General features: G+C 44.5%; 13 protein-coding genes and 1 pseudogene. 4 read left to right on the forward strand and 10 right to left on the reverse strand.

Annotation, left to right across the window (positions count from 1 at the left end; genetic code table 11):
• From QVP94_RS06015 to QVP94_RS06025, 3 genes and pseudogenes are all read left to right on the forward strand, one after another.
• On the forward strand, positions 1-880 hold an 880-nt coding region (locus QVP94_RS06015), incomplete at its 5' end, for a TolC family protein (protein WP_288213186.1).
• A gap of 3 nt (positions 881-883) precedes the next feature.
• Positions 884-1,924 (forward strand): sensor histidine kinase, encoded by a 1,041-nt coding sequence (locus QVP94_RS06020; RefSeq protein WP_005857611.1) that lies wholly within the window; start codon positions 884-886, stop codon positions 1,922-1,924.
• Positions 1,917-2,695: pseudogene (locus QVP94_RS06025) on the forward strand (LytR/AlgR family response regulator transcription factor). Before QVP94_RS06020 ends, QVP94_RS06025 begins: the two are co-directional and overlap by 8 nt.
• On the opposite strand, the gene QVP94_RS06030 reads toward QVP94_RS06025, so the two are convergent.
• The 10 genes from QVP94_RS06030 to rpmB form a co-directional block, all read right to left on the reverse strand.
• Positions 2,692-3,324 carry a hypothetical protein gene (locus QVP94_RS06030; RefSeq protein ID WP_008779727.1) on the reverse strand — a complete coding sequence of 211 codons (633 nt, stop codon included), beginning with the start codon at positions 3,322-3,324 and terminating at the stop codon, positions 2,692-2,694. The pseudogene QVP94_RS06025 and the gene QVP94_RS06030 overlap by 4 nt on opposite strands.
• A 75-nt stretch (positions 3,325-3,399) precedes the next feature.
• Entirely contained in the window at positions 3,400-5,064 is a 1,665-nt protein-coding gene (gene recN, locus QVP94_RS06035; RefSeq protein WP_008779726.1) for a DNA repair protein RecN, read from the reverse strand.
• Between the two features lie 7 nt (positions 5,065-5,071).
• Entirely contained in the window at positions 5,072-5,983 is a 912-nt protein-coding gene (gene porD, locus QVP94_RS06040) for a type IX secretion system protein PorD (RefSeq protein WP_005857619.1), read from the reverse strand.
• Positions 5,980-7,185, reverse strand: coding sequence for a bifunctional phosphopantothenoylcysteine decarboxylase/phosphopantothenate--cysteine ligase CoaBC (gene coaBC, locus QVP94_RS06045; protein WP_005857620.1), 1,206 nt, complete (start codon positions 7,183-7,185; stop codon positions 5,980-5,982). Before coaBC ends, porD begins: the two co-directional genes overlap by 4 nt.
• 49 nt (positions 7,186-7,234) lie before the next feature.
• On the reverse strand, positions 7,235-8,386 hold the full coding sequence (locus QVP94_RS06050; protein WP_005857622.1) for an iron-containing alcohol dehydrogenase: 1,152 nt from the start codon (positions 8,384-8,386) through the stop codon (positions 7,235-7,237).
• 4 nt (positions 8,387-8,390) lie between these two features.
• Positions 8,391-9,161 carry a 3'-5' exonuclease gene (locus QVP94_RS06055; RefSeq protein ID WP_005857624.1) on the reverse strand — a complete coding sequence of 257 codons (771 nt, stop codon included), beginning with the start codon at positions 9,159-9,161 and terminating at the stop codon, positions 8,391-8,393.
• 10 nt (positions 9,162-9,171) lie between these two features.
• Complete coding sequence (gene dnaN, locus QVP94_RS06060) at positions 9,172-10,296, reverse strand: DNA polymerase III subunit beta (protein WP_022192203.1); 1,125 nt, start codon at positions 10,294-10,296, stop codon at positions 9,172-9,174.
• A gap of 219 nt (positions 10,297-10,515) precedes the next feature.
• Positions 10,516-10,668 carry a DUF4295 domain-containing protein gene (locus QVP94_RS06065; RefSeq protein WP_005638125.1) on the reverse strand — a complete coding sequence of 51 codons (153 nt, stop codon included), beginning with the start codon at positions 10,666-10,668 and terminating at the stop codon, positions 10,516-10,518.
• 16 nt (positions 10,669-10,684) lie between these two features.
• The gene (rpmG, locus tag QVP94_RS06070; protein ID WP_005857628.1) at positions 10,685-10,873 is read right to left on the reverse strand and encodes a 50S ribosomal protein L33; all 189 of its coding nucleotides are present in this window, start codon (positions 10,871-10,873) and stop codon (positions 10,685-10,687) included.
• A gap of 19 nt (positions 10,874-10,892) precedes the next feature.
• The gene (rpmB, locus tag QVP94_RS06075) at positions 10,893-11,132 is read right to left on the reverse strand and encodes a 50S ribosomal protein L28 (protein WP_005857630.1); all 240 of its coding nucleotides are present in this window, start codon (positions 11,130-11,132) and stop codon (positions 10,893-10,895) included.
• Between the two features lie 234 nt (positions 11,133-11,366).
• Between rpmB and QVP94_RS06080 the strand changes: the two genes are divergently transcribed.
• Positions 11,367-11,969, forward strand: a complete 603-nt coding sequence (locus QVP94_RS06080) for a nitroreductase family protein (RefSeq protein WP_005857632.1) — start codon at positions 11,367-11,369, stop codon at positions 11,967-11,969.
• Positions 11,970-11,972 lie beyond the last annotated feature (3 nt).

An 11,972-nucleotide genomic window follows, 5' to 3' on the forward strand; every position in this document is an offset into this window, starting at 1 on the left:
CGCCGATATCTACTATTGGAATGCGGTAGCCCAGCACGAGCTGGTTTTCGTGGCACAGGCATTTCGTACATCCATACAGCAACTGGTGGACGTCGTACGCCACCGGGTAGAAGTCGAATACATCGATCGAAACGATCTTCTTATGGCGGAGGTAAAGCTAAACGATGCAGATTTCCAGTTATTGCAAACTCGTGATAACGCCGAGATCGCACGTTTGGCCCTTAATTCTTTCGCTGGTGTAAACCCGAGCGATACCTTGCCGATCGATCATTCCGTAATCGCCCTCAAACAATTTATCCCTTTATCGGATGAGATAGATAACGCGATAACCAGCAGGCCGGAATACCGGATCGCCAAAAACAAGATCGAGTTACAGGAATCATCCCGGAAAATAGCGGATGCCCATTTCTTACCCCAATTCCATATTGGAGTAGATGGAAGTTATTCCTCACCGGGCTATAACTTCAAATCCGACCTAGATCCGAACTATGCGATCTACGCCAAGCTCAGTATCCCGCTCTTCGAATGGGGAAAACGTAAGAGTACCCGCAACGCTTCCTCGTACGCCATCAATATGGCTCAACAGAATCTCAGCAAGACGCAAGATAAGATCCGGCTGGAAATACAAACCGCCCATTACAACTATAAACAAGCTATCGATAAAGTCGAACTAACCGAGAGCTCATTATCAAAAGCATCCGAAAGTGAGCAAATGGCCATGGAGCGTTATAAGGAGGGGAATGTTTCCATCGTCGAGGTTATCAACGCTCAATTATATCATCAGCAAGCTCAGGTTAATTATATACAATCCAAACTAAACGCACAGATGGCGAAGACGGATTTCGAACGGGCAATTTATTATCTTCGCAAAAAAGAATAGGTCATGAAAGAAATATCATACGGGAAATCGGCATGTATCCTTTTGTTTTCGGCATTAGGGGTCTTTTCCTATTTCTTGCTGTTATATCATACGGAGCTACAAGAGCGCATCCCCGATATAAAGATCTCATTGATCGCTTTGTCCATCACGATAGCGGTATTCAACTTGTTCGGTTTCAGTTTACTGGTCAGCAGCCATTGGATGGCTACCAACTATCCATTATATTATATCGATAAAAGCCGGATGTTATGGCATTATCTGCTGGTAGCGATCCTATTGCTACTTATGAATTGTACCCTGTTTATCTCGTTGAAATGGATCACAAGCATTGGCGATCCTTTCGTGATCCGGGCAAAAGGGGCCGGTTTGGTAATAGCCGTCTGGTTCGTGGAGATGATCATTTTCAGCCTTCTCTTGATTAATTATTCGATGCGTTATACATTGAATTTATATAAGGAGAAACAAAGATTGGAAGCAGAATCTATACAAGCTAAATATACCGCTCTCCAAAGCCAGCTAAATCCTCATTTCCTATTCAATAGCTTGAATACATTGATAGCAGAGATAGAGTATGATCCGGCTACGGCGGTCAAGTTTACGCAGCATCTATCCGAGGTATACCGTTACGTGCTCCGCCAGCAACAGTGCCAGATCGTCTCTTTAAAAGAGGAGCTTGATTTTCTGGATTCCTATATATTCCTCCATCAAGTCCGGCTGGGAGATTGTTTGTCGTTGGAACGCGATCTTCCCGACAACGTCATTGACCATCAATTGCCCCCTCTGACACTGCAACTACTAGCCGAGAATGTCGTGAAACATAATTATATCGACGATTTTAACCCGATGACCATACGGGTATATACTGAAAGGAACAGTCGATATCTATGCGTCAGCAATACATTACGGCCTAAAAAAGTCTCAAACGCATCCGGTAAAGGATTAAAGAATTTGTCGGAGCGTTATCAATTACTATGTAAGCAGGATATCCAGATCCGAAAAAATGATCACCAATTCACCGTATCAATCCCACTTATTTATGAATAATATCCAAGTAGCCATTATCGAAGATGAGAAACCGGCCGCCCGGTTACTGGAAGGTATGATAAAGAAATTACGCCCGCAATGGGATATCATCAAGATACCCGGAAGCATCGAATCATCCGTGGCTTGGTTCGCTTCCCATCCGCATCCGGATATCGTTTTTCTGGATATCCAGTTGTCGGATGGAAATTCTTTTTTATTTATAGAACAGGCTTGTCCTACAAGTCTCATTATCTTTACGACCGCTTACGATGAATATGCAGTCCGGGCCTTTACGGTAAACAGTATTGATTATCTACTCAAACCGATACGACAAGAGAGATTGGAGGAAGCCATCCAAAAATTCGAGCATGTCACGTCTAAGTACAACCAGAAGCTCTTAGAGCAAAATGATTTATTGGAAGTACTCCATTCCCTCACGTATCCCGGCAAGAAATACAGGACCCGTTTCCTTATTTCCGGCAACGAGAAACTGATCACTTTACAGGTGGAGGATATCCCCACTTTTATTCATTAAACAAGATCACCTTCGCTGTCACACGCCAAAACAAGGAGTACATAATCGATTTCCCGCTGGATAAACTCATGGAACAATTAGATCCCGATAAATTTTTCCGGACGAACCGGCAGACGATCATAAATATCGAATCCATCGTGAAAATAGAGCCCTATTTTCAGAATAAGGTCATTGTCCACATAAAGCCGGAACATAAAGAGAAAATATTGGTCAGCAAAGAAAAATGGGCCTCTTTCAAGCTATGGTTGAATTATTAGACCTTTCGCCCATTGCTATAATACCGTTCTTTTCTATCGTCCCGATCCTTCTTATTCTTTTTAGGTTTGGGCTTATCCGGTTTCGCTGGTTTCCGATAGTCATGACGATGGTTGTCACGATCCCAATGTCTATCTGAGTCATGCCGGTCGTCTCTCCAATGATTGTCATGGTGAATGGTACCCCAGCGGTAATTCCAATAGTTATCCTCATATCGACGGCAGTCATGGGACGGGCGGCGATCCGGATATCTCGGATTCGCATACCATCCCCGATAATCATGGATACGTTGCGGATGCTCCCTTACAAAACGGACATATAGATTGAACTGGGCCGGAGTCAATAGACGTTGGATCTTACGATCCCTTTCCATACGCAAATCGTAAATACGGCGAGCCGCACGGTCCCAATACCGATAGTCACGGCGGGCCTCCTTCTCTATTTTCTGTCCGTACTTATGGATAATCTTATGGTATTCCGCTGCTTGGCGAGCGGGCAAATGCATCGCTTGCTCCATCCAAAGACAATTTTGACAATGCGGTTCATTCCACCCAAAACTGATCCAAAACTGGCTGTAAGCGGGTAAACTGCACAATATAGCCAACACACATAGTAAGCTGAATCGTTTCATGTCTTTTCAATTTTAAGTTAATAATAAAGCGAATCGTTTGTTCTTTTATCTAAGACTGCCCTACTTCAGAAAGGTTTAATCCTTGATACCCAACAAATCTTTCGCATTGGCAAGAGAAGCCTCTGTCAACGAGGCTCCGCTCAACATACGGGCCACCTCGTTCACACGTTCCTCCCCCTCTAATTGCTTGATACGGGTCAGCGTACGGTCTTTGGTATCCTTCTTATAAACAAAATAATGAGCTTGCCCCTTCGCCGCTATCTGAGGTAAGTGAGTGATAGCGAAAACTTGCATCTTTGTTCCGAGTTCTTGCATGATATCCCCCATTTTATCGGCGATATCACCCGATACCCCCGTATCTACCTCATCAAAGATAATAGTAGGTAAAGCGGTGAACCCGGCAATCATAGCCTTAATGCAGAGCATCAACCGGGAGATCTCACCTCCGGAAGCGGTTTGGGCTACCGGCTGCAATTCCGCGCTCTTATTGGCGGAGAACATAAATCGGATATCGTCCATTCCATCGCTCTCCGGCTCTTTGCGAGGAAGGATGTCCACACGGAAACGGGTATTCGGCATCCCCAACGGAATAATCATCTTGACCAATTGCGAGGCCATCGCCGTGGAAGCGACTTTACGCTGCTCGCTAAGCACGGAGGCTTGTTGAAGCAACTCTTTATACGAGGCATCCAATTGACTCTCTAACAAACCGATTTGCTCATCGAAAGAATCGATCGCACGCAATTGCTCTTGGTATTGATCCCGTATAGCAATCAATTCATCCACGGTGGAGACACGGTGTTTTTGCAGAAGTGTATAAAGGATATTCAAGCGTTCATTCACCCATTCCAATCGTTCCGGGTTGAACTCTACATCTTCCTTTAAAACGTCTGTCTCGGAAGCCAGATCATTCAAGTCGATATAAGCCGAGCGGATTCGCTCGGAGATCTCCTTGGCTTTCGGGAAATATCTTTCTAAGGAATCCACGGTGGAAAGGGCTTCCTTGAGTATTTGGATGGCTCCTTGCTCCTCGCCGTCCAAGAGTTCGGTTACCTTATATAAAGAGCTTTTGATCTCCTCCGCATGCGAGAGAGTTTCTTGCTCTTGCTCCAACTCATCCTGCTCATCCGGTTGAAGGTTGGCTTCGTCCAATTGTTCCAATTGAAAACGGATATAGTCCTCCTCCTGCTTGCTTTGAGCCGCTTTGTCCCTCAAATCTTTCAGTTCCCTTCGCAACGCCTGATAACGAGTAAATTCCTTCTTATAAAGAATGAGCAAGATCTCATTTTCGGCCATTACATCGATCACTTTCAGCTGGAAACGGTTGTCGCCCAACAATAGGTTCTGATGCTGCGAATGGATATCAATCAAGCGGCTTCCCAACTCTTTTAAGATCGTAAGGGAAACCGGAGAATCATTGACGAAGGCACGGGATTTGCCGGAGGCATAAAGTTCCCGACGCAAGATACAGCTATCCGCGTCGTACTCAAGGTCGTTACTTAGGAAGAAAGGCTCCAACTGATATTTTGAGACATCAAATACGGCCTCGATCACACATTTATCCGAACCTTTCTTTATACTCTTGCCATCCGCACGCTGTCCCAGCACCAAAGACAAGGCTCCTAATATAATTGATTTTCCCGCTCCGGTCTCACCCGTTATCACCGAGAAGCCTTTATCAAAGCGGATATCCAAATTGTCTATCAAGACAAAGTTCTGTATAAATAAGGATTTCAACATAACTATTTTACCTTACTGGTTTTTGAAGCTCTTCCAAGCGAGTGGATTGTGCCGGATAGATCTCGAACAGCATCTTATAGCCCTCTTGCCGCTCTTGTGTGGTCGCTTTCGAATAAATTGCGATAATCTCATCTAATTTAGCGTCGGCGAACATTTGTAGAAGCACAGAGGTAGGCCGGGCTTTCTTTACTTCCTGCAAGGCGGGAAGCGCACTAATGATCGTCGTACGTCCACGATCCGGATTTGCTGCCATTTCATCGAGTCCTTTCCGGTGATACGTGTACCACATTTCCCGGAAAGCGTCGGATGCGTTATCTTGCAAAGCCGTCGCTACGGCATGGCGGTTCTGGTTGCTATCAAAAGCTTTCCAGCCCGTCCACGACATCTCAGACTGGGCCATGTTCACGATTTGCTGGGCTTGTTGTATATAGGTAGTTCCACCTTTCGGAGCGAAACTATCGAAATCAAGCCCCAAGATCACATAGACGTAAAACACGATAGTGGCCGTAAGATTGCTGGTCAGCGTATTTGAGTTATAGTCCAACGGCTCGCCCTCCGTATACTCAAAATCCAACTGTTGATCCCTGAAATTCAGAAGAGTAGTTGTATAACTGGAATTATAGACCGGACGGCGGGCTTGTATCTGGATCTCGCTCTTGAAGTTCGTCTCATCCAATTCATTCACGATAATCGTCATCGTACAATCGATCTTCTCATTGACGGCAAACGTGGCATCCGTCCATTTCCGGTTATTCACGAACTCAGTCAAGGAGTTCTGTAAGGTCGTGAAGATTTGCTTGTTAGCGGTCGCAATTTTGTCTCCGTTCACCGTGATACGGGCGTTCAACTCTTGCGCCTTCCCACAAAAAGGAGCGGCGCAAAGCATGAATAGATAAAACAGTCTTCTTACTTTTCTCATTTCAATAATGTTACCAACTTATTTACGATATCACAGGCTACCTCCCGCTTCGTTTTGAGCGGATAGCTCGTTACTCCTCCGGCATTGTCGATAATCGTGATCTTATTGGTATCGCAACGGAAACCGGCACCTTGGTCTCGTAAAGAATTCAAGACGATGAAATCGAGATTCTTCCTCTTCAGTTTACCTTCGGCATGAGTAGCCTCGTCGTTCGTCTCCAAGGCGAACCCCACCATGACCTGTCCTTCCCGCTTGATCGCACCCAAAGAGGCGGCGATATCCGGGTTCGGAACCAAATGAAGCGTCATCTCTCTCTCCGTTTCCCGTTTGATCTTCTGCTCGGAAGCATTCTCCGGACGGTAATCGGCGACAGCGGCACATAATATGGCAGCATCGCTACTCGGGAATGCGGTCATCGCCGCTTGGTACATTTCCCCGGCAGACTCAACATCGATTCGTTTAATAGCTGGATGATGTGTTTTTAAAGAGACTGGACCAGCGACCAAAGTCACCTCCGCCCCTCTCTCCGCACAAGCTTCCGCTAAAGCGAACCCCATCTTACCGGAAGAGTAATTACCTATAAAACGTACGGGATCTATCTTTTCATATGTCGGACCTGCTGTTATTAAGATCTTTTTTTTTTCAAGATCTTTTTGAGCGGAAAAGAAGTCTTCCAAAACCTCGATAATCTTATCGGGTTCTTCCATCCGGCCTTTACCAACCAAATGGCTCGCCAATTCCCCCTCGGCAGGTTCGATAATCCGGTTACCGAATGAACGCAAGCGCTCCAGATTCTGTTGGGTACTCGGATGAGCGAACATATCCAAATCCATGGCCGGAGCCACGAATACAGGGGCTTTACAAGAAAGATAAGTAGTTATCAGCATATTATCGGCGATTCCGTTCGCCATCTTACCGATCGTGGAAGCGGTAGCCGGAGCAATCAACATGGCATCCGCCCAAAGCCCCAGATCCACATGACTATTCCATGTACCATCCCTATTGGAAAAAAACTCGCTGATTACAGGGTGGCTACTCAACGTCGATAACGTAAGCGGAGTGATAAACTCTTTTCCCGCCGGCGTGATAACCACTTGTACCTCGGCTCCTTTTTTCACCAATCCCCGGATGATATAAGCGGCTTTGTATGCGGCTATACTCCCCGTAATCCCTAATATAATATGTTTATCTTTCAATATCATATATCGAATCAATTTATCTTTGCCAGTAGAGACGTAGCACGTTGCGTCTCTACAACCTCAACAAAAGAATCTCTTTGGCTACTTTTGAGTTTATATTGCCATATTCGCCAAGTTTCCATCCCATTCGATCGATAGGTTCCACCAAAGCATCCAAGTCGGACTCCTTGATCCCATAGTCGGAAAGACGGGTCTTTAATCCCATGAAATGGAAAAAATCTTCCGTAGCCTCTATTGACTTTTGCGCCTTTTCATCGGCAGATCCTTCGGTAATACCAAATATGACCTCTCCCATCCGGATCAGTTTCGCCGCTTTCTCCTTACGCATATAGGTCATGACACCCGGCAAGATAACCGCCAAAGTCTGGGCATGATCCAAGCCGAACTGCGCCGTCAATGCATATCCCATACGGTGTGAGGACCAGTCTTGGGGTACTCCTTGGCCGATCCAACAGTTCAAGGCATTCGTAGCCGCCCACATCAAATTAGCACGAATATCATAATCATTCGGATTTTGCAAGACCTTGCGGCCTTCTTCCACAATTGTCTTCATCAATCCCTCGGCAAAATAATCTTGAACCTTAGCGTTCACCGGATAAGTCAGGTATTGCTCGACCACATGGATAAACGAGTCAACGACACCGTTAGCCACCTGTCGCTCAGGTAAAGAATAAGTTACCTGCGGATCTAAGATAGCGAACTTAGGGAACACCAACGGAGACATGAAATTTAATTTCTCATGGACAGATTCCCGGGAAATTACCGCCCGTTCATTCATTTCCGAACCGGTAGCGGCCAAAGTCAGCACTACTCCTAAAGGAAGCGCTTTCTTTATCACGCCACCTTTCGACAAGATATCCCAAGGATCTCCCTCGAAAAACGTAGCCGAAGCGATAAATTTCGTAGCGTCGATCACTGATCCGCCGCCTACCGCCAGCAAGAAATCGATATTCTCCCCCTTCACCAACTCAACAGCCTTCATACAAGTCTCATAACGGGGATTCGCCTCAATACCACCAAACTCATAGGTATGGAAGTCTTTCAAAGCTGCCGTCACCTGCTCATAAATGCCATTTTTCTTAATGCTACCGCCACCGTATACCACCAGAACCTTACTTCCTTCTGGAAGTAACGCAGACAAACGGGCAATACTTCCTTTGCCGAACACAACCTTTACAGGATTGCAAAACTCAAAATTATTCATCGCCTTATTTTGAATTAAAGTCTCTCAAACGGATCTCTGTCAACATTTTCTTCGTATTCAACGGGAAATCGCCATTCATGATCCAAGAATAATAACCCGGATCCGACTTCAAGATCTCCGTTACCAAACGGCCTTTATACTTACCGAAGTTAATAACCTCCTCGCCTTTATCGTTGTAAACCATACGTCCGGCGAAATCCACATTATTCGAGTAGCAGGAATATTGGGAAAGGAAAGCAACGTCATTCTTCAAATCCGGATAGCGATCCAGCTGCGCTTTCAACACCTCATATGTAGCCAACGTATCAGCCTCAGCCGTATGAGCGTTCTCCAAGCTTTTATTGCAATAGAATTTATAAGCGGCAGATAACGTACGTTGCTCCATCTTATGGAAAATCGTCTGTACATCGATAAATTTGCGCCGGTTCAAATCGATATCCACACCCGCACGCAGAAACTCCTCGGCAAGCATGGGTATATCAAAACGGTTGGAATTATATCCGGCCAAATCACAACCCTCGATCTGGGTTGCCAAAGATTTAGCGATCTCCTTAAAGGTCGGACAATCTTTTACATCTTCATCGGTTATGCCATGAATAGCGGTAGATTCGGGGGGAATAGGCATACCGGGATTTATCCGGCGTGTCTTCGTTTCTTCTTTCCCATTTGGGAAGACCTTCACGTAGGAAATCTCTACGATACGGTCCTTTACGATATTTATACCCGTGGTCTCTAAATCAAAAAAGACCAGCGGGTTCCTTAAGTTTAACTGCATTATTTATTTATTAGTCATTCAACATCATCGGCATCAGCAACATGAGCAAGTCCTCGTCCTCATCATTCTCAGAAGGAACGATCAAGCCGGCACGTGAAGGGTCCGCTAATTCTAATACAACCTCTTCCGAGCTGATATTTCCAAGGATCTCGATCAGATATGTAGCCTTAAAACCGATGCTTAACTCCGTCCCGTCAAACTGACAAACAATACGCTCTACCGCAGAAGTGGAGAAATCGATATCTTGGGCGGAAACCGTAATCAAGCTATCCTTCAAGTGCAACTTCACCAAGCTGCTCGCCGGATTAGAAAAGACAGAAACACGCTTTAAAGCATTCAAGAAAGAGATACGATCGATCGTTACCTTAAACGGGTTTTCTTGAGGAATCACACTATTATAGTTCGGGTAACGCCCCTCGATCAAACGACAAACCATCTCGAAGTTCGTGCAAGTAATATACGCATTGTTATCATCAAACTTAATCAATACTTGCTCCGACTCCTTCGCCAACAAATTCTTCAATAAATTAGCCGGCTTCTTCGGCAAAATGAAAGAAGCCCGTTCCGGGGATTTCACCGCCAAGTTACGCAAGCGAACCAATTTATGTCCGTCTGATGCCACGAACGTCAAATCATCCGTATGGATATCGAAATAGACACCATTCATTACAGGGCGAAGCTCATCATCGGCTGTGGCGAACAAGGAACGACTGATGCCGTTTAACAGCATCTGGGCATCCATCGAGATAGAGATAGCGTTATCATTCAACGGCTTCTGCTGCGGATATGTGTCCCCTTTCTGACCGATAAAATTATACTTTCCATTCTGGAAATGAATGAAAATCTCCAAATTCTCATCATTGATATCAAAAGTAAGCGGTTGTTCGGGAAGCTCTTTCAGCGGATCGAGCAATATCTTGGCGGAAACCGCAAAGAGTCCGGCACCTTGGGCATTCATGACGTCTACGGAAGTCACCAACCGGGTCTCGGCATCGGAAGCTGTCACCGTAAGCGTATTTCCTTCTAGGTTAAAAAGGAAGCTGTCCAGAATCGGTAAAGAGTTCTTGGAAGCGATAACCTTGCTTATAGACTGTAAACGTGATAATAGCGCAGTGCTGGATACATCGAATCTCATAGCTTTAATTATTTTATCTTGTTATATTATTATTTCATACAAACTACCATTTGGATGGGAAGAGACGGGGCATGCCCTGTCTCTACAAATTAACCCAACAAAATTAAGAAAATATTTTGTTTGTAACCAACTATACTTTCAAAAGTTTAGGGCATAAAAAAAGCTCCCCTCCGCTTTATCGGAGAGAAGCCTCTTATATTCTTTTAATTCGCTAATTTATTATTTAGCGAAATAATCTTTTACTGCTTCGTTAGGGATCATTTCTTCTTGGAAGATGTATGCACCTGTTTTCGGAGACTTAACCATTTTAATCACTTTGGAATAAGTACGACCGTCACCTTTCTTAAATGTTGCAACTGCTTTTTTTGCCATCGTTTAAAATCTCCTATTACTTAATTTCTTTGTGTAACGTCATCTTCTTCAAAACCGGATTGTATTTCATCAATTCCAATCTCTGAGTAGTATTCTTTCTATTCTTCGTAGTGATATAGCGAGACATACCCGGCATTCCACTTTCCTTGTGCTCTGTACACTCAAGGATTACCTGTACTCTATTTCCTTTTGCTTTTTTTGCCATTTTCTATATCCTCCACAAATTATGCGTTCAAATAACCTTTTTCAGCCGCCATCTTGATAGCCGCATCCAAACCTAACTTATTGATTGTACGTAAGCCAGCCGCAGATATATTCAAGCTAACCCAGCAATCCTGCTCTACCCAGTAGAACTTCTTCGTAAACAGGTTGACATTGAACTTACGTTTCGTTCTTCTCTTTGAGTGAGAAACGTTGTTTCCAACCATTGCTCTCTTTCCAGTAATTTGACAAATTTTAGACATTTCTAATCTGTTCTTTTAAATTATACGAAATTTAAGTCAACTCCTGCTATGTGTCTTCCCTTTCTGAACTAGCATCATGAACAAAAACGAAGATTCTAATAGAGTCTTATCTTTACAGGGTGCAAAGGTAAGAATTATTTTGATTTATCCGCAAGAATTCTCAAATATTTTTTCCTCAACAAATCATGTCTTAAATTAGTTATAGGTATATAACAACATAACATGATATTCATTATGGCAAGAAGTTTTAAAGAAGCGATCCAGCATCGCCGGACACATTATGGAATAGGTAACAACTCTCCCATTTCCGACAACGAGATTCATGAGATTATTAAGACAGCGGTCACTCACGTTCCCTCCGCATTCAATTCGCAGTCTACGAGAATCGTACTGCTACTGGGTGAAAGCCACAAGAAGCTTTGGGAAATCGTAAAAGACACGCTTCGTAAAATCGTCCCCGCCGAAGCCTATAAGGCTACCGAGGCAAAGATAGATAATTCTTTCGAGGCTGGCTATGGCACGGTCCTCTTTTTCGAGGATACGGCGGTAGTAGAAGGCTTGCAGAAGCAATTCCCTTCTTATAAAGATAATTTCCCGGTATGGTCCCAACAGACATCGGCTATGCATCAACTCGCGATATGGACTATGCTGGAAGACGCCGGTTTCGGCGCTTCTCTGCAACATTACAACCCGTTGATCGACGAGGCGGTCGCTAAACAATGGCATATCAATCCGAACTGGAAACTGATCGCCGAGATGCCGTTCGGTACCTCTACGCAAGAACCGGGAGAAAAACAATTCGCCCCATTAGAGGAACGAATTTTAGTATTCAAATAATTA

This window comes from Parabacteroides sp. CAG:2 (assembly GCF_000436315.1).
Taxonomy (GTDB): Bacteria; Bacteroidota; Bacteroidia; order Bacteroidales; family Tannerellaceae; genus Parabacteroides; species Parabacteroides distasonis.

What these genes read in the sequence shown, in the direction of transcription:
- QVP94_RS06020 (WP_005857611.1), top strand. Translation starts at nt 884, where the DNA reads ATGAAAGAAATATCATACGGGAAATCGGCATGTATCCTTTTGTTTTCG.
- QVP94_RS06030 (WP_008779727.1), bottom strand. Translation starts at nt 3,324, where the DNA reads ATGAAACGATTCAGCTTACTATGTGTGTTGGCTATATTGTGCAGTTTA.
- recN (WP_008779726.1), bottom strand. Translation starts at nt 5,064, where the DNA reads ATGTTGAAATCCTTATTTATACAGAACTTTGTCTTGATAGACAATTTG.
- porD (WP_005857619.1), bottom strand. Translation starts at nt 5,983, where the DNA reads ATGAGAAAAGTAAGAAGACTGTTTTATCTATTCATGCTTTGCGCCGCT.
- coaBC (WP_005857620.1), bottom strand. Translation starts at nt 7,185, where the DNA reads ATGATATTGAAAGATAAACATATTATATTAGGGATTACGGGGAGTATA.
- QVP94_RS06050 (WP_005857622.1), bottom strand. Translation starts at nt 8,386, where the DNA reads ATGAATAATTTTGAGTTTTGCAATCCTGTAAAGGTTGTGTTCGGCAAA.
- QVP94_RS06055 (WP_005857624.1), bottom strand. Translation starts at nt 9,161, where the DNA reads ATGCAGTTAAACTTAAGGAACCCGCTGGTCTTTTTTGATTTAGAGACC.
- dnaN (WP_022192203.1), bottom strand. Translation starts at nt 10,296, where the DNA reads ATGAGATTCGATGTATCCAGCACTGCGCTATTATCACGTTTACAGTCT.
- QVP94_RS06065 (WP_005638125.1), bottom strand. Translation starts at nt 10,668, where the DNA reads ATGGCAAAAAAAGCAGTTGCAACATTTAAGAAAGGTGACGGTCGTACT.
- rpmG (WP_005857628.1), bottom strand. Translation starts at nt 10,873, where the DNA reads ATGGCAAAAAAAGCAAAAGGAAATAGAGTACAGGTAATCCTTGAGTGT.
- rpmB (WP_005857630.1), bottom strand. Translation starts at nt 11,132, where the DNA reads ATGTCTAAAATTTGTCAAATTACTGGAAAGAGAGCAATGGTTGGAAAC.
- QVP94_RS06080 (WP_005857632.1), top strand. Translation starts at nt 11,367, where the DNA reads ATGGCAAGAAGTTTTAAAGAAGCGATCCAGCATCGCCGGACACATTAT.